The sequence below is a fragment of the Kitasatospora arboriphila genome, from assembly GCF_039528095.1.
GTDB classification, from domain to species: Bacteria; Actinomycetota; Actinomycetes; order Streptomycetales; family Streptomycetaceae; genus Kitasatospora; species Kitasatospora arboriphila.
In genome coordinates, this window is sequence record NZ_BAAALD010000114.1 from 1 (window position 1) to 21,891 (window position 21,891).

At 74.8% G+C, this 21,891-nt stretch carries 17 protein-coding genes; 9 read left to right on the plus strand and 8 right to left on the minus strand.

Annotation, left to right across the window (positions count from 1 at the left end; all coding sequences use genetic code 11):
• Positions 1–1,705, minus strand: a 1,705-nt coding sequence (locus ABD353_RS34750; RefSeq protein WP_344627701.1) for an AAA family ATPase, incomplete at its 3' end; no start/stop codon positions are given.
• Positions 1,706–1,982: 277 nt separating this feature from the next.
• Between ABD353_RS34750 and ABD353_RS34755 the strand changes: the two genes are divergently transcribed.
• From ABD353_RS34755 to ABD353_RS34780, 6 genes are read left to right on the plus strand one after another with little or no spacing between them, the layout of a single operon-like run.
• Positions 1,983–4,259 carry a TOMM precursor leader peptide-binding protein gene (locus ABD353_RS34755; protein ID WP_344627702.1) on the plus strand — a complete coding sequence of 759 codons (2,277 nt, stop codon included), beginning with the start codon at positions 1,983–1,985 and terminating at the stop codon, positions 4,257–4,259.
• Positions 4,260–4,275: 16 nt separating this feature from the next.
• Positions 4,276–5,784, plus strand: coding sequence for a SagB family peptide dehydrogenase (locus tag ABD353_RS34760; RefSeq protein ID WP_344627703.1), 1,509 nt, complete (start codon positions 4,276–4,278; stop codon positions 5,782–5,784).
• Positions 5,785–5,806: 22 nt separating this feature from the next.
• A complete protein-coding gene (locus ABD353_RS34765; RefSeq protein ID WP_344627704.1) occupies positions 5,807–6,619 on the plus strand; it encodes an HlyD family efflux transporter periplasmic adaptor subunit in 813 nt (270 codons plus the stop codon).
• A gap of 11 nt (positions 6,620–6,630) precedes the next feature.
• Complete coding sequence (locus ABD353_RS34770) at positions 6,631–8,910, plus strand: NHLP family bacteriocin export ABC transporter peptidase/permease/ATPase subunit (RefSeq protein ID WP_344627705.1); 2,280 nt, start codon at positions 6,631–6,633, stop codon at positions 8,908–8,910.
• Positions 8,907–11,900: an NHLP bacteriocin export ABC transporter permease/ATPase subunit gene (locus ABD353_RS34775; protein ID WP_344627706.1), complete on the plus strand. Its 2,994-nt coding sequence runs from the start codon at positions 8,907–8,909 to the stop codon at positions 11,898–11,900. Before ABD353_RS34770 ends, ABD353_RS34775 begins: the two co-directional genes overlap by 4 nt.
• Positions 11,901–11,916: 16 nt before the next feature.
• Complete coding sequence (locus tag ABD353_RS34780; RefSeq protein WP_344627707.1) at positions 11,917–12,249, plus strand: YciI family protein; 333 nt, start codon at positions 11,917–11,919, stop codon at positions 12,247–12,249.
• Between the two features lie 197 nt (positions 12,250–12,446).
• Here the strand turns inward: ABD353_RS34780 and ABD353_RS34785 are convergent, their stop codons facing one another.
• From ABD353_RS34785 to ABD353_RS34815, 7 genes are all read right to left on the minus strand, one after another.
• The gene (locus ABD353_RS34785) at positions 12,447–13,226 is read right to left on the minus strand and encodes an alpha/beta fold hydrolase (protein WP_344627708.1); all 780 of its coding nucleotides are present in this window, start codon (positions 13,224–13,226) and stop codon (positions 12,447–12,449) included.
• Positions 13,223–14,185, minus strand: a complete 963-nt coding sequence (locus ABD353_RS34790) for a Rieske 2Fe-2S domain-containing protein (RefSeq protein ID WP_344627709.1) — start codon at positions 14,183–14,185, stop codon at positions 13,223–13,225. Before ABD353_RS34790 ends, ABD353_RS34785 begins: the two co-directional genes overlap by 4 nt.
• Positions 14,186–14,187: 2 nt before the next feature.
• On the minus strand, positions 14,188–15,432 hold the full coding sequence (locus ABD353_RS34795) for a flavin monoamine oxidase family protein (protein WP_344627710.1): 1,245 nt from the start codon (positions 15,430–15,432) through the stop codon (positions 14,188–14,190).
• The gene (locus ABD353_RS34800) at positions 15,429–16,634 is read right to left on the minus strand and encodes a cytochrome P450 (protein ID WP_344627711.1); all 1,206 of its coding nucleotides are present in this window, start codon (positions 16,632–16,634) and stop codon (positions 15,429–15,431) included. The genes ABD353_RS34795 and ABD353_RS34800 overlap by 4 nt, the downstream gene beginning before the upstream one ends.
• A gap of 77 nt (positions 16,635–16,711) precedes the next feature.
• The gene (locus ABD353_RS34805) at positions 16,712–17,596 is read right to left on the minus strand and encodes an ABC transporter permease (protein WP_344627712.1); all 885 of its coding nucleotides are present in this window, start codon (positions 17,594–17,596) and stop codon (positions 16,712–16,714) included.
• Positions 17,593–18,495 carry an ABC transporter ATP-binding protein gene (locus tag ABD353_RS34810; RefSeq protein ID WP_234443623.1) on the minus strand — a complete coding sequence of 301 codons (903 nt, stop codon included), beginning with the start codon at positions 18,493–18,495 and terminating at the stop codon, positions 17,593–17,595. The genes ABD353_RS34805 and ABD353_RS34810 overlap by 4 nt, the downstream gene beginning before the upstream one ends.
• Before the next feature lie 127 nt (positions 18,496–18,622).
• On the minus strand, positions 18,623–18,991 hold the full coding sequence (locus ABD353_RS34815) for a hypothetical protein (RefSeq protein ID WP_234443622.1): 369 nt from the start codon (positions 18,989–18,991) through the stop codon (positions 18,623–18,625).
• Positions 18,992–19,311: 320 nt separating this feature from the next.
• Between ABD353_RS34815 and ABD353_RS34820 the strand changes: the two genes are divergently transcribed.
• The 3 genes from ABD353_RS34820 to ABD353_RS34830 are packed head-to-tail and all read left to right on the plus strand — an operon-like array spanning position 19,312 to position 21,811.
• Positions 19,312–20,721 (plus strand): cytochrome P450, encoded by a 1,410-nt coding sequence (locus ABD353_RS34820; protein ID WP_344627713.1) that lies wholly within the window; start codon positions 19,312–19,314, stop codon positions 20,719–20,721.
• The gene (locus ABD353_RS34825; RefSeq protein ID WP_344627714.1) at positions 20,718–21,581 is read left to right on the plus strand and encodes a methyltransferase domain-containing protein; all 864 of its coding nucleotides are present in this window, start codon (positions 20,718–20,720) and stop codon (positions 21,579–21,581) included. Before ABD353_RS34820 ends, ABD353_RS34825 begins: the two co-directional genes overlap by 4 nt.
• A gap of 44 nt (positions 21,582–21,625) precedes the next feature.
• Positions 21,626–21,811 carry a hypothetical protein gene (locus ABD353_RS34830; protein ID WP_030271341.1) on the plus strand — a complete coding sequence of 62 codons (186 nt, stop codon included), beginning with the start codon at positions 21,626–21,628 and terminating at the stop codon, positions 21,809–21,811.
• Positions 21,812–21,891: the final 80 nt, after the last annotated feature.

Genomic DNA, 21,891 nt, shown 5'->3' on the forward strand with positions numbered 1-21,891 from the left:
CGGCGAGCCGGACGGCCCGACGGGGTGCCCGGCCGCCGGCGGCGGTGGCCGCGGCCAGGGCGGCCGTGAGTGCCGTGCGGTCCGCCTCGCCGCCGCCGGCGCGCAGGGCCTCGACGGCGGGCCGCAGGGCGGCGTGCCGGCCGGCGAGCAGGGCCTGTGCGGTGAGCGCGGGCAGTTCGGGGGCGGTTTCGCCCGCGGCGGCGAGGGCGGCCGCGGTCTCCGCGAACGGGATGTCGGCGCCGGCCGGTCCGAGGGCGAGCAGCGGGTTGGCGAAGGGGGCGAGCAGGGCGGCGCGTTCGGCGGCCGGGGCGACCGCGCCGAGGCCGGCCGCGTAGCGGGCGCCGGCGGCGACGTCCCGGTGGAGTTCGACGGTGCCGAGCTGGCCGGTGAGGGCGCGGACGAGGTCCTCGTCGCGGGCCTCGGCGAGGGCGCGCTGCAGGTAGCGGGCGGCGTCGTCCCAGTGGCCGGCCGCGGCGGCCTCCCGGGCTGCGGTGCGGAGCACCGGCAGTGCCCAGTCCTGGCCGGTGGCGCCGGAGGACATCAGGTGTTCGGCGGTGCGGACGGCGGGCGCGCCGAGGCGTACCAGCAGCGCGGCGGCCCGCTGGTGCAGGGCGACCAGGACGGCGGGGTCGGTGCGGGCGAGCACGGCGGTGCGGACGATCTCGTGCCGGAAGCCCTCCGGCGGTCCGGGGTCGACCAGGTCGGTGCGGCGCAGTGCTTCGCGGGCCTCGTCGGCGAGCAGGTCGCCCTGGCCCATGAGCAGCGCGGCGGTGGCGAGGTCGGCGGCGGGGCCGAGCACGGCGAGGCCGGTGAGCAGTTCCATCGCCCGCGGGTGGGTGCCGCGCAGCCAGCTGAGGGTGGTGTCGGCGAGGGTGGCGGCGCCGGTGCGCAGGACGGCGTCGAAGTCGGGCGAGCCGGGGGAGGTCCGGTCGGCGAGCAGGCGGGCGGTGAGTTCGCCGAGCACCAGGGGGTTGCCGCGGGACAGGTCGTGGCAGACGGCGGCGAGTTCGGGGTCGACCGGGCCGGCGAACTCCTCGGCGAGCCGTTCGGCGGTGCAGCTGTCGCAGAGCGGCCCGGGGGCGACCGTCCGGGCGTGGCCGAGGACGCCGAGTTCGGCGGTGAGCGGGTCGGCGGCCTCGTCGGCGGTGGTGGCCAGCAGGGCGACGGGGAGGCCGTCGAGGCGGCGGGCGAGGTAGGAGAACCACTGCCGGGAGGCGTCGTCGGCGAGGTGCAGGTCGTCGATGGCCATGACGACCGGGGTGCGGCTGGTGAGCGACCTGGCCGCGTGGAAAAGGCTGTCGAGGACCTGCCGCCGCCCGTTTCCGGCCCCCCCGTCGCCGGATGCGTCCGCTCCGCCGGCCGAACTCCCGTCGGCGGTGTCCGGAAGTGCTCCGGCGAGGATTCTGCCGGGTGATTCCGCGGCGAATTCCGGTTGCGGCACGGCACCCGATACTGACATGAACGGGTCAAAAAGCTGGCGGACGACGCCGTACGGGAAATCGCGCTCGTTGTCGTGGCAGCGGGCACGCAGCACGACCGCCTCGCCGGGCACCCGGGCGAGGGCCGCGCGCAACAGCGCGGTCTTGCCGATGCCGCGCGGGCCGCGGATCAGCACCACGGCCGGGCTGCCGGCCCCCGCCTGCGCCACGGCCTCGGCCAGATCGGCCAGTTCGCGTTCCCGGTGCAGCAGACTCCCCGCCGACATGCTTCCCCCCGTGCGCCGCGGCCCCGCCCGTGCCGGGCCGGTGGTCCGCAAGCACACCAGTATCCCTGCGCCCGAGGGGCTGTCAACGCGGGCGGCGGCATACGTACACGGCTACGTACCGACGGAACGGAATACGCAATCGCCGGGGATGCGTAATTCCGTACCGGACACTAATTTGCAGTATGTACAGCCGTTTTGACGACATGTTCGAATGAACCGGCAGGGTCGCCCCGGCAATGTGCGGCGGCAGGTACTCACGGGAAAACGGGGGATGCACATGGAGCGTCCGCGGCTCAAGGCGCATTTTCTGAGCGACGTGGTGGACGACAAGGTCTTCCTGATCGGCGACGGCCAGGACTACATCGTCCCGGGCGCGGCCGCGGTACGGCTGCTGCCGCTGCTGGACGGCCGGCGCACCGTCGCCGAGATCCTCGGGGAGCTCGGCGCCTCGGTGCCGCTGGGCCAGGCGCTGACCGCGCTGCGCCGCTACGAGGCCGCCGGGCACCTCGCCGAGGGCCGCCCGGACCTGCCGGAGGAGGCGCTCGCCCACTGGGACGCCCAGGGCGTCGACCCGGCCGCGGTGCTCGCCGCCGCCGCGGCCACCGAGCTGCTGGTGGTGGCGCTCGGCGCCACCGACCCGGCTCCTGTGGTGGACGCGCTCGCCGCGACCGGCCTGCGCGCCAGGGCCGCCGGCGAGGACGAGGCGATCGCCGCCGGCGGGGACGCCCTGGTGGTCGCGCTGACCGACGACTACCTCGACCCGGCGCTCGGCCGGATCAACACCGCCCGGCTCGCCGACGGCCGGCCCTGGCTGCTGGCCCGCCCGACCGGCACCAGCCCCTGGCTCGGCCCGCTGCTGCGCCCCGGCAGCACCGGCTGCTGGACCTGCATCGCCCAGCGGATCAGCGGCAACCGGCAGGTCCAGCGGTACCTGGCCGGCAAGCGCGGCGAGTCCGCCCCGCTGCACCCGGTGCGCTCGGCGATCCCCGCCGGCCCGGCCCTGCTCGGCCAGCTGCTCGCCGCCGAGGCCGGCCGGATCCTCGCCACCGGCGGCTCCGCCGCGCTCGACGGCCGGATGGTCAGCCTCGACCTGGGGACCCTGCAGACCACCGAGCACGTCCTCGTCCGGCAGCCGCAGTGCCCGAGCTGCGGCGACCCGGGCCTGATCGCCGAGCGCAGCCCCAAGGTGGTGCTGTCGCCGAGCCCGGCCCGGCACACCACGGACGGCGGGTACCGGATCCAGGCGCCGGAGTTCACCTACGACCGGCTGAAGCACCACATCAGCCCGCAGCTCGGCGCGATCACCCGGCTGGGCGCGCACGAGGACACCGGCAACGGCATCACCTACAGCTTCACCGCCGGCCACAACTTCGCCATGGTGAACGACAACATGGACCTGCTGCGCCGCAACATGCGCGGCCAGAGCGGCGGCAAGGGCCGCTCGGAGATCCAGGCCAAGGTCAGCGCCGTCTGCGAGGCCATCGAGCGCTACTCGGCGGTGTGGCGCGGCGAGGAGCCGGTCGTCCGGGCCGCCTACCGGGACCTCGACCCGGCGGTCGCCGTCCACATGGACGACCTGCTGCTGTTCTCCGAGGCCCAGTTCGCGGGCCGCGCCGAGTGGAACGCCGTCCCGACGCACCGGCTGCACCTGGTGCCGGACCCCTTCCCGGTCGACGCCGAACTCGACTGGTCGCGCGCCTGGTCGCTCACCCACGACAGCGAGCGGCTGATCCCCTCCGGCTACGCCTGGTACGGCCACCCGGACCTCGCCGAGCACTTCTACTGCGTCGGCGACTCCAACGGCTGCGCCAGCGGCAACACCCTGGAGGAGGCGATCCTGCAGGGCTTCTGCGAGGTCGTCGAGCGGGACGCCGTCGCCCTGTGGTGGTACAACCGGCTGCCGCGCCCGGAGTTCGACCTGGACTCGCTGAACGACCCGTACGTGGCGACGATGCGCGCCTTCTACGACTCCGTCGACCGCGACCTGTGGGTGCTCGACCTCACCTCCGACCTGGGGGTGCCGACCTTCGCGGCGATCTCCCGCCGCCGGCACGAGGTCGAGGACGTGATGGTCGGCTTCGGCGCCCACCCGGACGCCCGGATCGCCGCGATCCGCGCGCTCACCGAGGTCAACCAGTTCCTGCCGTTCGTCGACCGCCGGGACGAGAACGGGGCCACCCTCTACCGCACCGACGACCTGGAGACCCTGGAGTGGTGCAGGACGGCGACGGTCGCCGCCGAGCCGTGGCTGCTGCCCGGCGAGGGCCTGCGGCCCACCGCCCTCGGCGACTTCACCCCGCCGGCCGGTGACGACCTCGCCGACCACGTCCGGGACTGCGTGGAGCGGGCCCGCGCCTGCGGCATCGAGGTCATCGTGCTCGACCAGAGCCGCCCCGACCTCGACCTCAGCGTGGTCAAGGTGATCGCCCCCGGCATGCGGCACTTCTGGCGCCGCCTCGCCCCGGGCCGGCTGTACGACGTGCCGGTGCGGCAGGGCGCGCTCGCCGCCCCGCACGCCGAGGAGCAGCTCAACCCGAAGAACGTCTTCTTCTAGGCCGCAGGGGCACACCATGACCACAGTTCTCGAACCCGCCGGGCAGGTCGCCGGCGCCCGCGCCGTCCGCCGGGTGCGGCTGCGCCGCGACGCCTCGGCCGCCCCGTCCGGGGCCCGCGGTCTGCGGCTCACCGCCCCGGTGGGCGCCCTCGACCTGCCCGACCTGCTGGCCGGCGCCCGCGAGGCGGTGGCCGCGCTGGCCGCCGGCGAGCGGACGGAGGAGGAGCTGGCCGCCCTGGTGGCCGGCCGGGACGGCGACGCCGGGCTGATGCGCTGGCAGCTGACCCGGCGCCGGCTCGGCCTGGCCGGCCTGCTGGAGCACGCGGTGCACCTGGCCGCGGAGGACGGCGAGGAGCCGCTGGCCCGGCTGCGGCCGATCGGCCGCGGCGCGGCCGAGCCCGGGCCGACCCCGGACCCGACCGGGCAGGTCAAGCTCTCCCGGTTCGCGTCCGCGGCGCCCGAGGACGGCGCGCTGCTGGTCCGCTCGCCGGGCAGCCCGCTCGCCGTCGAGCTCGGTCCGCGGGCCGCCGGGCTGCTGGCCGCGCTCGCCGACTGGACGACCCCGGCCGGGCTCGCCCGGCTGCCCGGGGAACTGCCGCTGGAGGCCGTCCGGCAGACCCTGCGGCTGTTCGCCGCCGCCGGGCTGCTGGCCTACGGCGCGCCGGGGCAGGAGCCGGAGGCGGACGAGCAGCGGTTCGCCCAGTGGGCCGCCGCCGACCTCGCCTTCCACTCCCGGACCCGGCGGCCGACCGCCTCGGCCGGCTACGGCGGCACCTACCGCTTCGGCGACCGGTTCGGGCCCGAGCCGGCCTCGCCGCCGCCGTTCCCCGGCGAGAAGGTCGCGCTGGCCGTCCCGGACCTAGCGGCGGCGGCCCGGGCGGACCGGCCGTTCACCGAGGTGCTGGAGGAGCGGCGTTCCGTCCGCGAGCACGACGACGGGGCGCCGCTGACCGCGGACCGGCTCGGCGAGCTGCTCTACCGGGCGATGCGCCGCCGGCAGACCTTCACCGGCGGGGACGGTCAGGAGCTCGCCGACCGGCCGTACCCGAGCGGCGGGGCCGTCCACGAGCTGGAGGTCTACCCGCTGGTGACCAACTGCGCGGGGCTGCGGCCCGGACTGTGGCACTACGCCACCGACCGGCACGAGCTGGAGCTGGTCGCCGAGCCGTCCCCGGCCACCGCGGCGCTGGTCGCGAACGCCCGCGAGGCCGCCCTGATGAAGGCGGACCCGCAGGTGGTCCTGCTGGTCACCGCCCGCTTCGGCCGGGTGATGTGGAAGTACGAGACGGTCGCCTACCCGCTGATCCTCAAGCACGTGGGTGCGCTCTACCAGACGCTCTACCTGGTCGGCACCGCCATGGACCTCGCGGTCTGCGGCCTCGGCGGCGGCGACGCCGGCGACTTCGCGACCGCGAGCGGCATCGACTTCTTCACCGAGGGCACGGTCGGCGAACTGATCCTCGGCAGCAGGCCCGGCACGCTCCGCACCGACGTCGGCGTGCCCAGGAGAGAGACCAAGAGATGACGGACACGAGGGGGGTGGGCCGGTGAAGTTCCGTTTCAAGGCCCTGCAGCGGATGCGGGAGCCGGACGAGTTGGACTCGCCGACCCTGCTGGCGGCACCGCGGGGCTGGGTCGCGCTGTTCGTCGTGCTGATCACCATGAGCGCCGCCGTCCTGTGGACCTTCGCCGGCCGGATCCCGATCACCGTGGACGCCCCCGGCCTGCTCACCCGCCCGAGCGGCACCGCGCTGATCCAGAGCCCGTTCGCCGGGATGGTCCGCTCGGTGCTGACCCGGCCCGCCGACCAGGTGCGGCTCGGCCAGACCGTGGTGCGCATCGAGGACGCCGAGGGGCACAGCCGCGAGGTGACCAGCCCGTTCGGCGGTCACGTCGTCGGCCTGTCCGTGACGGACGGCCAGGTCGTCGCGCCCGGTGCGCCGATCGCCTCGGTCGAGCGCACCGACACCGCGCAGGACCGGATGGTCGCCATGGTCTTCGTGCCGGCCGCCCGGGCCACCGCGCTCGCCCCCGGCATGGACGTCGACCTGTCGGTGTCCACCGCCCCGGCCGGTGCCTTCGGCCTGCTGCGCGGCACGGTCAGCTCGGTCAGCCCGTACGCGCTGACCCGGGAGGCCGTCTCCGGCCTGGTCGGCGGCGACCTCGCCGCGCAGCGCTACCTGGACGGCTCGCCGCCGCGGCTGGTCGTGGTCGACCTGGTGCCCGACGCGGCCACCCGGACGGGCTTCGCCTGGACCTCGCAGAGCGGCCCGCCGATGCCGCTGACCACCCAGGTCTCGGTCACCGCCACGATCAACGTCGGCCGGCAGACCCCGTTCAACCTGATCCTCGGCCGCTGAGGGGGCGCGCGATGACGACCACCGTCCCGGGGGCCGCCCCCGCACCGCCCGAGGAGCGCCGCCACCGGCGCCGGCCCGGGCGGCGTCCGCCCCGCGCCGACCGGCAGCGCACCCCGCGCCGCTGGCGGTACGCCGTGCCCACGGTGCTGCAGATGGAGTCCGTGGAGTGCGGCGCCGCCAGCCTGGCGATGATCCTCGCCTACCACGGGCGGCACGTCCCGCTGGAGGACCTGCGCGGCGTCTGCGGCGTCTCCCGGGACGGCGCCCGGGCCTCCACGCTGCTCTCCGCGGCCCGCACCTACGGGCTCACCGCCCGCGGCTACCAGACCGAGGCCGACCGGCTGAAGGACCTCACCGGCCCGGTCATCATCTTCTGGGCCTTCCAGCACTTCATGGTCGTCGAGGGGGTGCGCACCCGCTACGGGCGCACCGTCGTCGCCGTCAACGACCCGGCCAGCGGGCCGCGGCTGATGGAGTGGGAGGAGTTTGACTCCGGGTTCACCGGGATCGTGCTGTCCTTCGAGAAGGGCCCCGACTTCGTCCCCGGCGGCAGCCGCGGCGGCGTCGGCCGCGCCCTGCTGGAGCGGCGGCTGCCCTCCGGACGCGCCATGCCGCTGGTGCTGCTGGCCAGCCTGCTGCTGGTGGTGCCCGGCATCGCGGTGCCCGCGTACACCCGGGTCTTCATCGACCGGGTCCTGGCCGGCAGCGGCAGCGGCTACCTCCTGCCGCTGCTGGCCGCCATGACCACCACCGCGCTCGCCGTCTTCGTGCTCACCTCCGTCCAGCGGCACTACCTGCTGCGGCTGGAGATCCGGATGGGCATGGTCAGCTCGGCCCGGTTCTTCCGCCACCTGCTGCGGCTGCCGGTGGACTTCTTCCTGCAGCGGCGGCCGGCCGAGGTCGCCAAGCGGGTGGCCGGCAACGACGTGGTCGCCGAGATCCTCTCCCGCGACGTCGCACTGACCGTCATCAACCTCGGCCTGGTGCTGTTCTACGCCGCGGTGCTCGTCCGCTACGACGTCCTGCTGGGCGTGGTCGGCGTCGGCATGGCGCTGCTCAACGTGGTGGTGCTGCAGGCGGTGGCCCGCTCGCGCACCGACGCGGTCGCCGCGCTGCGCACCGACCGCGGCAACCTGACCGCCACCACCTTCACCACGCTCTCGCTGATCGAGACGGTCAAGGCCACCGGCGCCGAGCCGGACGCCTTCAGCCGCTGGGCGGGCTTCCTCGCCAAGGTGGACACCGCCAAGCAGAAGCTGGGCATCCCCAGCGCCGTGCTGACGGTGGTGCCGCCGATGCTGGCCGCCCTCAACAGCGGCCTGATCCTGCTGGTCGGCGGCCAGCGCGTGGTCGACGGCGCGATGAGCGTCGGTCTGCTGGTCTCCTTCCAGACCCTGCTCGCCGCGCTCAGCCGCCCCGTCGCCCAACTCACCAACCTGGGCGGCCGGCTGCAGGACGTCACCGCCGACATCAAGCGGCTCTACGACGTGGAGCGGTACCCGGTGGCGGCCTGCTTCGCCGCCCCCGAGCCGCCGCCCGGCGCCAAGCTGGAGGGCGAACTCGTTTTCGAGCACGTCACCTTCGGCTACAGCCCGCTCTCCGAGCCGGTGATCAAGGACCTGAACCTGACCGTCGTCCCCGGCCGCCGGATCGCGGTGGTCGGCGGCTCCGGCAGCGGCAAGTCCACCCTGGGACGGCTGCTCACCGGCCTCTACACCCCGTGGGAGGGCCGCGTCCTGCTGGACGGCCGCCCCCGCGAGGAGATCTCCCGGACCGTGCTCGCCGCCTCGCTCGCCTACGTCGACCAGGACATCTCGCTCTTCGAGGGCACCGTCCGCGACAACCTGACGCTGTGGAACGACGACGTCCCCGACGACGCCGTCACCGCCGCGCTGCACGACGCCGCCGTCTTCGACACCGTGATGACCAGGCCCGGCGGCGTGCACAGCCCCGTCCTGGAGGGCGGCCGCAACTTCAGCGGCGGCCAGCGCCAGCGGCTGGAGCTCGCCCGCGCCCTCGCCGGCCGGCCGACCCTGCTGGTGCTGGACGAGGCCACCAGCGCGCTCGACCCGGAGACCGAGCGCGTGATCATGGACAACCTGCGGCGGCGCGGCTGCGCCTGCCTGACCATCGCGCACCGGCTCTCCACGGTCCGCGACGCCGACGAGATCATCGTGCTGGAGCAGGGGGAGATCGTCGAACGCGGCACCCACGACGAGCTGTTGGCGCTCGGCGGGCACTACACCGCGCTCATCGAGTCCGCCCGGCGCGAGGAGGAGGACGAGCTGTGACCACCGCCCCGGCCCCCACGGAACCGACCACGGCACCACGGGCCTTCGCCGACTTCTTCACCGCCGCGGCCGAACCGGTCGACCCGCGGGCCGACCGCGTCCTGGTGCTCGACGACCCGAGCCGGATGCTCCTCGTCCAGACCGGCGCCGTCGACCTGTTCGCCGTCAAGCTCACCGACCGCGGGCCCGTCGGCCGCTGGCACTTCCTGTGCCGGGTCGAGGCCGGCACCCTGCTGCCCGGCGCACCCGAGGGCTCCGCCCACGGCATCGCCGCCCGGCCGGTGCTCGGCGCCGAGGTCGCCTTCCTGCCCACCGCCCGGGTCGAGGGGCTGTCCGCCCGCGGCCGGGAGTGCGGCACCCCGGCCGGCGCCGCCGTCCGGGCCCTGCCCGAGGCCGAACAGCAGCGGGCCGTCGACCAGTTCCTCGCCGGACTGGCCGGCGGCATCACCGCCCTGGCCGGCGCGCTGCGCGACACCCTGCCGCCGCGCGACTTCACCCCGCTCGCCACCGACGGCCCGACCGCCCTCAAGAAGGGCCAGGCACTGCGCTCGGTGGACGGCGTCCAGTGGGTGTGCGTCGAGGAGGGCGGCGTCGACCTGCCCGGCGACACGGCCGGCGACGACACCGCCGCACTCGGCCCCGGCGCCTGGGTCTGCCTCACCGAACGGGACTGGCTGGTCGCCCCCGGCCCGGCCACCGTCCGCGCCCGCTCGTCGCGCGAACTGCTCGACCGGGGCGTGCTGTGGGAGCGGCTGGTGGTGCACTGCGGACGGCTGCTCGCCGCCGTCGACCGCCGGATCGAGGCCCGGCGCACCGCCGAGACCGAACTGATCGCCGCCCGCCGGGAGCGCGACGCCGGCACCCTCGCGCACTCCGCCCGCGGCTTCGAGACGGTCGTCCGCGACACCTCCTCGCGGCTGCGGATCGCCGACGCCGCTGGCGACCCGCCGACCCTCGCCGCCACCCGGCTGGTCGCCGCCCAGCAGGGCTTCACCGTGCGCCCGCCGGTCGCCGGCAACGGCCACGACCGCAACCTCGACGACCTGCAGGCCATCGCCCTGGCCTCCGGGGTGCGCACCCGCTCCGTCCGGCTGGACGGCCGCTGGTGGCGGCAGGACCTCGGCCCGATGGTCGGCTACCGCAAGACCGGCAGGGCGGTCGCCCTGCTGCCGGTCGGCGGCCGGTACGTGCTCGCCGACCAGGGCACCGTCACCCCGCTCACCCCCGCGCTCGCCGCCGAACTGCAGAACAAGGCCACCGTGCTGTACCGGCCGCTGCCGGCGAGCGTGCGCAGCGTCGGCGGACTGCTCCGCTTCGGGCTCCGCAACAACCGCCGCGACCTGTGGATGTTCTCGCTGATGGCCGCCCTGGTCGCAGTCGTCGGCCTGCTCGTCCCGGTGATGACCGGCGAGGTGCTCGGCACCTTCGTCGCGCACGCCCAGCGCAACCTCATCACCGAGGGCGCGGTCGTGGTGATCGGCTCCGCGATGGCCGTCGCCGCGCTCTCCGTCGTCCAGAACATCGCCGTGCTGCGGATCGAGAGCCGCTCCACCGCGGCCATGCAGGTCGGCGTCTGGACGCGACTGCTCTCGCTGCCCGCCTCGTTCTTCTCCTCGTACTCCACCGGCGAACTCGGCACCACCGTCCTCGGCGTGAGCGCCGCCCAGGAGACCCTCTCCGGGATGATGACCACGGCCACCCTCGGCCTGTTCACCGGCCTCGCCAACCTCGTCCTGGTCTACTTCTACGACCTGCGGCTGGCCGGCCTCGCGACCGCCCTCGTCCTGGTCGGCGTCGGCTTCGGCCTGGTCGCCGGCCGGGTGGAGGTCCGCTGGCAGCGCAAGCTGTACGCGCACGAGCAGGCGATGTCCTCGCGGGTCTTCCAACTGCTCACCGCCGTGCCCAAACTGCGGGTCACCGCCGCCGAGGACCGGGTGTTCGGCGTCTGGGCCGGCGAGTTCGGCCGCGGCCGAGGCCTGGCCGCCTACTCGCGCCGGGTGCAGAACGCCGTCACCACCTTCAACGCCGGTTTCCCGCTGGTCTGTTCGGTGGTCGTCTTCGGCGTCATCGCCGGACCGCTCGACGGCAGCGTGCCCGTGCCGGTCTTCCTCTCCTTCTTCACCGCCTTCAACCTGCTGATCGCCTCCAGCCTGCAGTTCACCTCCGCCGCCGTCACCGCCATGGGCGTCGTGCCGATGCTGGAACGGCTCCGGCCGATCCTGGAGGCCAGGCCCGAGGTCGACGACTCCAAGGCCGACCCCGGCGACCTGTCCGGCCGGATCGGGCTCAGCCACGTCACCTTCCGCTACGGCCAGGACGGCCCCGCCGCCCTCCAGGACGTCACCCTCGGCATCGAGCCCGGCGAGTTCGTCGCCATCGTCGGCCCGTCCGGCAGCGGCAAGTCGACCGTGCTGCGGCTCCTCCTCGGCTTCGAGAAGCCGGAGAGCGGCACCGTCCTCTACGACGGACAGGACCTCGGCGAACTCGAGGTCTCCGCCGTCCGCCGCCAGTGCGGCGTCGTCCTGCAGCACGGCGCACTGCTCGCCGGCGACATCAAGGCCAACATCGTCGGCTCCACCAACCACACCCTCGACGACGCCTGGGCCGCCGCCGAGATGGCCGGCATCGACAAGGACATCGCGGCCATGCCCATGGGCATGAACACCGTGCTCTCCGAAGGCACCAGCACCCTCAGCGGCGGCCAGCGGCAACGCCTCATGATCGCCCGCGCTCTGGTCTCGCGTCCCCGCATCGTCTTCTTCGACGAAGCCACCAGCGCCCTCGACAACCCCACCCAGCGCCTCGTCACCGAATCCACCCGCCGGCTCAACGCCACCCGCGTGGTCATCGCCCACCGGCTCTCCACCGTGGCCGAGGCCGACCGCATCATCGTCATGGACCAGGGCCGGGTCGTCCAGCAGGGCCGCTACGAAGAACTGCTCGCCGACCGGGACGGCCTGTTCGCCCGCCTCGCCAGCCGCCAGATGTGAACCGGGAAGGACGGAGATGGAGTACGCACTGCTGGTCTTCGGCCAGGAGACCGACTGGGACGCCATGACACCCGCCGAACGCGAGGAACGGTTCACCGCCAACCGCGCCTTCGGCCGGGAACTCGCCGAAGCCGGCGTCCGGATCGTCTACGGCGCCAAACTCGCCCGCCCCACCGCCGCCGAGGGCGAGGAACGCGCAGCCGCCGGCGTCCTGGAACTCGGCGGCCTGTGGATCGTCGACGTCGCCTCCGAGGAGGATGCGCTGCACTGGGCCGCGAAGCTGCCCGTCAGCCCGGGAGCCCGCGTCGAAACCCGCCTCTGCGACCGGCCTCCGCGGCCGGCGGAGTAGGGAGACACGAAATCAGGGGCGCGTGGGGGTACCTCCCGGCCGAAGGCTGGGGGAGAACTGCGCGGTCCGGATGGGGCTCACCGTACGAACCAGGGCTCGGCCCGAATTCGTCACGATGCCCGATCCCGGACTGCGCAGTTCCCCGCGCCCCTGGTGGTGCCCTCCGCAGTTCCCCGCGCCCCTGTGGGTTTCTCTCCTCAGGCGAGGTGCTGGGCGAGGGTGGGGGCGAGGGTCTCGGGGCGTTCGAGGAGGGGGAGGTGGCCGGTTTCGGGGAGGGTGAGGAGGCGGGCGTCCGTGAGGGTGTCCCGGAGGAGTTCGCCGTTGCGGACGAACGCCGGCATGTCCTCGTCGCCGACGACGACCAGGGTGCGGGCGGTGATCCGCCGCAGGTCGTCCGGGGTGTGCCGGTGGGCGGTGAGGGCGTCCATGGCCCGGTTGCCGAGTTCGGCCCAGCCGTGGCGGGCGACGACGGCCCGCAGGGACGCCCGGAGGGCGGGGTGCCGCAGGGTGCCGGTGAAGATGTCGGGCGGGGACTGCATCCACAGGTCGGCGAGTTGTTCGCCGGGGCCGGTGAGCCGGTGCAGCATCATCAGCTGGCGGTACCGGAGCCGGGCGGAGTCCTCGTTGGGGGTGCCCGCCAGGGTCGGTGCGGCGAGCACCAGCCTCTCGACCAGGTCCGGTTCCTGGAGGGCGAGTTGCAGGGCCGAGGTGGAGCCGAAGGAGAGTGCCACGACGCGTCGGGCGCCGGTCTCCCGGGCGATGTCGGCGAGCTGTGCGGCGAGTTCGGGCAGGGTGAGGCCGGGGGTGAGCGGTGCGGAGCGGCCGTGTCCGGGCAGGTCGACGCCGATGTGGGTGTGGCCGGGCAGCAGCCGCCAGAGCGGCTGCCAGACGGTGGAGTCCATGGTGTAGCCGTGCAGCCAGAGCACGGCGGGTCCGCTGCCCTCGGTGTGCAGGTGGAGGCCGTGCGGGCCGGTCATCGGGCACCGCCCGGGGCCGTCCGGGTGGCGAAGTCGGCGCAGAAGGCGCGGAAGGCGAGGACGGGTTCGTCGCGGGCGTCGTACCGGGGCACGGCGTGCGGGTCGAGGTTCTCCCAGACGACCTTGTCCTCTTCGAGGGCCTTGCGGCTGCCGCCGACGAGGGCGGGCAGGGCGGCCTGCTGGTCCGTGCGGACGCCGATGGCGACGCGGGCGGTGCAGCCGCCGCCGGGGGCGGGGACGGAGCCGGTGACGATGACGTGGAGTTCTTCCGGCGGGCCGAATTCGGTGACGACGACGGAGGGGCTGAAGGCGCGGGCGAGGAAGCGGGGCCGGTAGTCCCAGCGGACGGTACGGGTGCGGATCGCCTGCCAGCGGATCTCTTCGAGCCGGCGGGCGTCCTGCCAGGGCGACGTCTGCATGAGGAATTCGCCCTCGATGACGAGTTCGCCGCTGTCGCCGGTGCGGGCGGCCATGCCGCGGGTGCCGGGCACGCCGTGCACGGCCTTGAAGTGGTCGGGGTCGAAGGCGTTCTCGACGACGTACGCGGGGTGGACGTCGACCTGCAGGCCGACGGCCTCGACGAGCGGGTAGGTGTCGGCCCAGCCCTTGACGGCCTGTTCGAAGCCGCGGTCGCCGTCGGGGTCGTCGGAGAGCCGGACGAAGAGGGCGTCGCCCCAGGCGAGGACGGTGTGCTCGGCGACCGACCAGTGCTTGTCGGGGTCGCCGAGGGCGATCCGCTTGCCGTGGAAGGGGCAGACCACGCAGTCGCCCTCGCGCCGGCCGCCGAAGCCCAGGTGGGCGCCGCGGTGCGGGCAGGTGGCGTCCAGGACGCGGACGCGGTCGCCCTCCTTGACGGCGATGAGGCGGTGGCCGCCGACGGCGAGCGGGGTGATGTCGTCGGTGAGTTCGGAGCGGAAGGCCAGCAGGTACCAGCCGTGGTGCGCGGTCGTCTGTTCCATGGTCATCGTTTCGCCAGTGCCTCGATCAGTTCCTCGGCGGCCCGTTCGCCGCTCGCCAGGGCGCCCTGGACCCAGGGCAGCCGGTGGCCGGTGACGGTGGCCTCGCCGGCGAAGAAGATCGCTCCGGCGAGGGGTTCGGCCCACTGCCGGGCGGCGTCGCCGGCGGTGGCCGAGGGGGCGGTGAACGCGCCGCCGGCGTAGGGGTCGCGGCCCCAGTCGGCCGTCTCGGTGTCCAGCACCGCGGCGCCGGCCGTCCAGGGCAGGGCGGTGGCGAGCAGGGCGGTGAGTGCGGCGGGGTCGGCGGCGGCGGTGCGCAGCCGGTCGGCGGCGGCGGCCTTGGCGACGAACAGCACCTCGGGGCGGCCCTCGGCGCAGCGGAGGAAGCCGCCGGTGCCGTCGGTGTCGAGGACGATCGCGGTGGCGGGCGCGGGCCGGTCCAGCACGGCGACCAGGCAGTAGCCGTCGCCGAGCGGCAGCCGGGCGGCGGCCGCGGTCCTGGCGGCGAGTTCCTCGGCGGGCAGGCCGGTGAGACGGAGCCTGCCGGCGGTGAGGACGGCCGGGGGCACGGTGACGACGGCGGCAGCGGCGGTGGTACGGCCGGCGGCGGTGCGGGCGGTCACCCGGCCGTCGGCGCAGTGGAGTTCGTGGACGGGGTCGCCGAGCCTGACGTCCAGGCCTTCGGCGAGCAGCCGGGGCAGCCGGTCGAAGCCGCCGCGGACGGCGTACTCGCCGTCGCCGACGTGCTCGCCGCGGTGGGCGGCGGCGATGCCGCGGGTGCCGATGAGGGCGGGGTCGGCGGCCCAGTTCTGCCGGAACCACTCCTCGGCGGCGCGGCGTTCGGCGCCGGTGCTGCCGCGGGCGGTGAGCCAGCCGTCGACGGACAGGCCGGCCGGGCCGGGGTCGGTGTGCAGGGCGGCTTCGAGCAGCCAGGGGGCGCGGCGGCCGCGGCCGAGGACGTCCATCGGGCGGTCGGTGCCGTCCTCGACGATCCGGGCGGTGATCCGGCGCGGGACGGCGGCGGTGTTGCCGGTGCCGACGAGGGTGTGCACGGGGTTGCGGTCGCCGTGCACCACCTGGGCCCCGAGCTCCAGCGGCGGGCCGCCGTCGGCGGGCCGGTGGGTGCGGATGCGGCCGCCGACCCGGTCGCGGGCCTCGTGGACGGTGACGGTGAGCCCGGCCCGGTGCAGCCGGCGGGCGGCGGCCAGGCCGGCGGCGCCGGCGCCGACCACGACGACGTCGGTGCTCATCGGGCCTCCCCGGCGGGGCAGAGGTCGACCGGGTAGGCGCGCAGCCTGCGCGGCACCAGGGTGAGGTCCCAGGCGGCGGGGCCGTCGGGGCCGCGCAGCGCGGGGAAGCGGCGGACCAGCCGGGGCAGCAGCAGTGCGCCGGCCTGGCGGACCAGCTGGGCGGCGAGGCAGAAGTGCGGGCCGCCGCCGAAGGCGAGGTGCGGGTTGGGGTGGCGGTCGAGCCGCAGGGTGTCGGGGTCCTCGAAGACGTCCGGGTCGCGGTTGGCGGCGGCGATGACGGCGAGCACCCGGGCGCCGGCGGGCAGGGTGCCGCCGGTCAGCGGCACGGGTGCGGTGGCGACCCGGGCGGTGAACGGGATCGGCGCCTCCAGCCGGAGCAGCTCGTCCACGGCGAGGCGGGCGAGGTCGTCGTCGGCGGCGGCGAGGCGGCGGACGGCCGCCCGGTCGGGCAGCAGCGAGTGCAGCGCGTTACCGACGAACTCGGCGAGCGGCTGCCAGCCGCCGACCACCGCGAGGTTGAGGATGCCGAGCATCTCGGGCCGGGTGAGCCGGGTGTCCGCGGCGAGCGCGGCGAGCGGCACGTCGGCGCCCTGGGCGGTCAGCCGGACGGTGTGGGCGTCGAGGTAGCGGCCGAGGGCGGTGGCGGCGGTGCGGCCGAGGGCGGCCCGCGCGGGCGGGGCCATCGGGTCGAGGTTGGCGGAGGCGGCCCGGGCGAGCGTCTCGAAGCGGGTGAGTTCGCCGTCGGGCAGGCCGAAGAGCCGGGCGAAGACGGCGGTGGCGAGCGGGCGGCCGATGTCGGCGACGGCGTCCGGCCGGCCGGGGGCCGCCGCGAGCCGGTCGAGCAGGGCGTCGGTGTCGGCGGCGATGCCGTCGGCGACGGAGCGGACGGCGGCCGGGCCGAGCAGCAGCGCGCCGGGGGCCCGCAGCCGGTGGTGGTCGGGCGGGTCGGTGGTGAGCATCGACGGCGGGAGGGCGTCCTCGCGGGCGCGTTCCCGCTGTCCGCGGGCGGCGGACAGCCGGGGGTCGCGGAGCACGGTCGCGCAGTCGGCGTGCCCGGTGACCAGCCAGAAGCCGGAGGCGGTGTCGTGGTGCACCGGGTCGTTGGCCCGCAGCCACCGGTAGGCCGGGTACGGGTCGGGCCGCCCGGCGGGGGCGAACGGGTGGATCAGGTGCTCGGGCAGCCGCACCGGCGCCGTGGTCATCGGGGCGACTCCTGACTGTCGGTGGGCGTGCTCGGTGGTGCGCGGCCGGGTCCCGCGGGGACCCGGCCGGCGTGCCGTCAGCGGACCCGGGGGCCGCGCCAGCGGAAGGTCATGGCGGTGAGGACGAGGCCGCCCAGCGTCCACAGCGCGAGGACGAGGGCGATGTGCCCGAGCTCCCAGTTCCCGGCGGGTTCGACGGCCTGGAAGGAGTCCGGCAGGAACACCGAACGGAAGCCCTGCGCCATCCACTTGACGGGGAAGAACGCGGCGGTGGTCTGCATCCAGTGCGGCAGCTGGCCGAACGGGAAGAACACGCCGGAGATGAACTGCAGCACCATGAAGACCGGGGTGACCACGGCCGCCGCGGAGCGGCTGTTGGGGATGGCCGCGGAGTAGGCGGCGCCGGCCATCGCGCAGGCGACCGTGCCCAGGGCGAGGTCCCAGCCGAGGGTGGCCCAGCGCTCGGCGGTGCTCGGCAGCGGCAGCCCGAACAGGGTGAGCGCGATGCCGAGCAGCAGCGCCGTCTCCAGCACGGTGGTGACCACGACCCGGACGAGCTTGCCGACGAAGTACGCGGACTTGGGCATCGGGGTCATGGCGAGCCGGCGGACGGTGCCGGTGTCCCGCTCGATGGCGACGTTGATGGCGAGGCCCGAGAAGGAGGTGCTCATCACGCCGGCGGCGATGATGCCGGCCATGAACACCTGCTTGAGGTCGGTGTCGGTGCCGGCCACCTTGCCGGAGAAGATCGAGCCGAAGACGACCAGCAGGATCACCGGGAACATCAGGGTGAAGACCAGGGACTGCTTGTTGCGGAAGAACGCCCGCAGTTCGACCCGGGAGCGGGCCATGCCGGCCCGCCAGACGCCCGGCATCGGCGCGGTGCGGCGCGGCTCGCGGGCCGCGCCCCCGGCCGGGGCGGCCTGCGCCGGGGAGTTCGGGGAGGCCTCTGCGAGAGTCATCGGGTGCCCTCCTCGGCGCCGTCGACGGGGTCGGTACCGCGGTCGGTGCCGCCGATGTTCTGCCGGATGAGGTCCAGGTAGACGTCCTCCAGGGTGGGGCGGTGCACCCGCAGTTCGGGCAGTTCGGCGACGCCCGCCTCGCGGGCCCACGGCACCAGCACGGACAGCAGTGCGGTGGGGGTGTGGGTGCGGATCCGCAGCAGGCCGTCGGCGGTGGCCGGTTCGGCCTCGGCGCCGTGCGGCAGGTGCGGCAGCAGGCGGTGCGCGAGCTCCGGCGGTGTCCGGAAGGAGACCGTGGTCGGAGTCTTCGCGCGGTCGCCGAAGTCGGCGAGCGGCCCGTACTGGACCACCCGTCCGGCGACGATCACCGCGGCGCGCTGGGCGAGCGCCTCGGCCTCGTCGAGGTAGTGCGTGGTGAGCACGGTGGTGCGGCCGCGCTCGGAGAACCAGCGGACCAGGTCCCAGGCCTCCCGGCGGGCCACCGGGTCCAACCCGGTGGTGGGTTCGTCCAGGAAAATCAGGTCGGGGTCGCCGACGATGCCGACGGCGACGTCGAGCCGGCGGGCCTGGCCTCCGGAGAGGTCGGTGCTCTGCTTCTTCTCGTGCTTGCCCAGTCCGACCATGTCGATGACCTGGCCGACCGGGAGCGGCGCCGGGTAGAACGCCGCGAAGTGCTCCACGACCTCGCGCACCGTCAGGTCGTTGTACGCGCCGGTGGTCTGGGGGACGACCCCGATCCTGGCGCGCCACTCGCGCCGGTCCTCGGCCGGGTCGTGGCCGAGGACCCGCACGTCACCGCCGGTTCGCTGCCGGACACCCTCCAGGATCTCGACGGTCGTCGTCTTGCCCGCGCCGTTCGGCCCGAGCAGGGCGAAGACCTCGCCTGCGTGAATGTCCAAATCCAGACCCTGTACCGCGTGCCAGTCGCCGTAACTCTTGCGAAGGCCGCGGACGGAGACGGGGTTCTCCCCGACGGCGGTAGCCACTTGGATCGCTCCTAGGTGGTGATCAGGTTGATCGGTGGGATCAGGTGCAGCAGCAGCACGGGCAGCAGCAGGAGTTGCCGCCGGCCGCGATGTCCGACAGGTCGCCCTCGCTGAGCTCGGCGGTGTCGATCTGCGGGGTCTCCGGGATGTGGAACTCGTAACGACCGGTCGCGAGGCCGATCTCGAAGAGCTCGACCTGGACCTCCAGGTTGCCCTCCTGCTCGCCCTCGGCGGCGGTGTTGACGATCACGATCTCGGCGTCGGCCGGGAGCTCCAGGCCGGCCTCGGCGAGCGCGGCACGGGCGTCCGTCCGAAGACGGGCCGCGTACTCCTCGCTCGACCAGGCGCTGATCAGGGCGCGGGTGTAGCCGTTGACGAACTCGGCCCGCTTCCGCTGGTCCAAAGCCATAAGACTTTTCCTTTTCTCGGTTCCGGACTTCACCGGCGGCGCCTTGCTGCGCTGCCGACAAATGAACGATGACATGCCGGGAAATGGCCTGCCAAGACGTCAGTTCCGGTGCCGAGAGTAAGTATTGAGCACGTCGGGGGCGTGCGGTAGATTTCGGGCGGCGAGATGGCAGGAATGCGTATGGGAATACGCATCGGAATACGCATCCGAATACGTACGGCGGCAGGATGCGTACGTATTCGGCGAATTCCTTCTGCGTATCGCGCCGGGCCTACGCATCCGCGTACGCCGCCGCAGCCGACCCGAAGGGACACACGGACGTGGTCCGAACCGCGCCTACGCACCCGGGCCCGCGCACCCCGGGCTCCGACCGCTCCGGGCTGCCGCTGCCGCCCGGTCCGCCGGAGGAGATCGACATGGCGGTGATGCGCGAGGCACCGCTCGCCTTCATCACCGACCTGGCCCGTACCTACGGCGACATCACCCGCCACCGGGCCGGCGGGGACACCGTCTACCTGCTGAACCGGCCCGAGTACGCCCGGCACGTCCTCAAGGACAACGGCGCCAACTACACCAAGCAGGACACCCCGGACGACGCCATGCTGCGTCCGCTGCTCGGCAACGGCCTGCTCACCAGCAACGGCGCCGACTGGGCCCGCCAGCGCCGGCTCACCGCGCCCGCCTTCCGCCCCAGCTCGGTGCGGAGCTTCGACGGCATCGTCACCGAGGCCACCACGGCGCTGCTGGAGCGCTGGCGCCCGTCCGTCGAGGCGGGCAGCCCGATCGCCGTGGACGACCACCTCACCGCGCTGACCCTCGGCATCCTCACGCACGCGATCCTCGGCGCCGACATCGACGGGATCGGCGAGGGCTTCGGCCGCGCCGTCGACGCCGTCAACCGGTGCATCGGCCACTACGTGCCCGACCCGGACCCGGACCCGGCCGACACCGCGCAGCGCTACGCCGCCTTCAGCCGGGCGCGGGTCTTCCTCAACACGGTGACCCGCACCCTGATCGCCTCCCGGCGGGCGGCCGGCTGCCCGGTCTCCGGCGGCGACGCCGTCGGGGGCACCGACGGCGGGGCGGGGAACCTGCTCGACACCATGATGTCCGGCGACCACCTGGTCTCCGACGAGGACCTCCGCGACCAGGTGCTGACCATCGTCATGGCCGGCCACGAGACCACCGCCAAGTCGCTCAGCTGGACGCTCTACCTCCTCGACCGCCACCCCGAGGAGGCGGCCAGGGTCCGCGAGGAGATCGACCGGGTGCTCGGCGGCCGCCCGCCGACCGCCGCCGACCTGCCCGACCTGCCGGCCTGCCGGCGGGCCGTCCAGGAGGCGATGCGGCTCTACCCGCCGGTCTGGCTGATCTCCCGGCGCGCGATCGGCCCCGACGTGATCGGCGGCTACCGGGTGGAGCCCGGCACGCTCGTCTGCGTCAGCCAGTGGGTGCTGCACCGGCACCCCGACCACTGGGACGCGCCCGAGGAGTTCCGCCCGGACCGCTTCGACGGCGCGTCCTTCCCCAGCCACCTCTACCTGCCGTTCGGCGGCGGCGACCGGATCTGCGTCGGCCAGCACTTCGCGCTGCTGGAGGCCGTCCTGGTGCTGGCCACCCTGCTGCAGTCGGTCCGCCTGGAGGTCGTCGACGGCCTCGCGGTCGAGCCGGAGGCCCTGGTGACGCTCCGTCCGAAGAACGGCATGACGATGATCGCGAGGCCCCGATGACCGCCCCCGCTCCCACCACCCCGGACCGCCCGGTCGGCGGCTCCTACGACCCGGCCCGCACCACCGGCGGCGGGCTGGCCGCCGAACTCGACCGGCTGGAGGCGCAGGCCGCGCTCTCCTTCGCCGAGGAGCTGCACCTGCTGCGCGAGCTCGGCATCGCCGTCCCCGGCGGCACCGTGCTCGAACTCGGCGCCGGCCCCGGCGCGGTCACCCGCCGGCTGCGGGCCGCCCTGCCCGACGACACCGCCCTGGTCGCCGCCGACATCGACGCCGAGCTGCTGGCCCGGGCGGCCGGCCCCGGCGTCACCCTGCTCGTCGCGGACGGCGCCGACCTGCCGCTGGAGGACGGCAGCGTGGACTTCGTGCTGCTCCGGTACGTCCTCCAGCACGTGCCCGACCCGGCGGCGGTGCTCGCCGAGGTCCGGCGGGTGCTCCGGCCCGGCGGGCGGGTCGCCTGCACCGAGGTCGACTCCGCCTGCTGGGGCGCCGCCGACCCGTCCTACCCCGAACTCGCGGGCGTGCACGCCAAGATGGCCGCCGCCCAGCGGACGGCGGGCGGCGACCGCGCGATCGGCCGGCGACTGCCCCGACTGCTGCGCGCCGCCGGTTTCGATGACGTCGTGCTGCGGCCCTTCGCCACCACCAACGACGACCACCCCACGGACGCCTTCGCCCCGCAGCTCGGCCCGCAGCGGCTGGAGCCGCTGGTGGCCCGGGGCGTCCTCTCGCTGGCCGAACTCGCCCTCGCGGCGGACCGCTGGAACCGCTTCCGGTCGGACCCCGACGCCTGGGTGATGCTGCTCGGCCTCACCGCCGCCGCGACCGCACCCGCGGGCCGCGGACCGCGGGCCGCCCGCTGAGGGCCCCCGCACCACCACCCGCACCGCTCGACGAAAGGCATCGGATGAACCCCAACCTGAAGATCTTCATCACGATCTTCTGCTACATCAGCGCCGTGGCCGGCCTGGTCACCGCGGTCATGGACGCCAGCCACAAGCCCGCGCAGACCACCGACGCCGTCATCGCCGGCGTGCTCGGTGTGGCCTTCCTGCTCGGCGGCATCGCCCTGACCCGCAAGCCGCGCTACTGACCGGGCCAGGTGGGCGGGCGGCGGGCCGCCCCCCCCCCCCCCCCCCCCCCCTCGCCCCCCCCCCCCCCCCCCGCGCCCCC

Excerpts from the sequence above, each read along its gene's own strand:
- ABD353_RS34755 (WP_344627702.1), top strand. The coding sequence starts at position 1,983 with ATGGAGCGTCCGCGGCTCAAGGCGCATTTTCTGAGCGACGTGGTGGAC.
- ABD353_RS34760 (WP_344627703.1), top strand. The coding sequence starts at position 4,276 with ATGACCACAGTTCTCGAACCCGCCGGGCAGGTCGCCGGCGCCCGCGCC.
- ABD353_RS34770 (WP_344627705.1), top strand. The coding sequence starts at position 6,631 with ATGACGACCACCGTCCCGGGGGCCGCCCCCGCACCGCCCGAGGAGCGC.
- ABD353_RS34780 (WP_344627707.1), top strand. The coding sequence starts at position 11,917 with ATGGAGTACGCACTGCTGGTCTTCGGCCAGGAGACCGACTGGGACGCC.
- ABD353_RS34785 (WP_344627708.1), bottom strand. The coding sequence starts at position 13,226 with ATGACCGGCCCGCACGGCCTCCACCTGCACACCGAGGGCAGCGGACCC.
- ABD353_RS34790 (WP_344627709.1), bottom strand. The coding sequence starts at position 14,185 with ATGGAACAGACGACCGCGCACCACGGCTGGTACCTGCTGGCCTTCCGC.
- ABD353_RS34795 (WP_344627710.1), bottom strand. The coding sequence starts at position 15,432 with ATGAGCACCGACGTCGTCGTGGTCGGCGCCGGCGCCGCCGGCCTGGCC.
- ABD353_RS34800 (WP_344627711.1), bottom strand. The coding sequence starts at position 16,634 with ATGACCACGGCGCCGGTGCGGCTGCCCGAGCACCTGATCCACCCGTTC.
- ABD353_RS34805 (WP_344627712.1), bottom strand. The coding sequence starts at position 17,596 with ATGACTCTCGCAGAGGCCTCCCCGAACTCCCCGGCGCAGGCCGCCCCG.
- ABD353_RS34815 (WP_234443622.1), bottom strand. The coding sequence starts at position 18,991 with ATGGCTTTGGACCAGCGGAAGCGGGCCGAGTTCGTCAACGGCTACACC.
- ABD353_RS34825 (WP_344627714.1), top strand. The coding sequence starts at position 20,718 with ATGACCGCCCCCGCTCCCACCACCCCGGACCGCCCGGTCGGCGGCTCC.
- ABD353_RS34830 (WP_030271341.1), top strand. The coding sequence starts at position 21,626 with ATGAACCCCAACCTGAAGATCTTCATCACGATCTTCTGCTACATCAGC.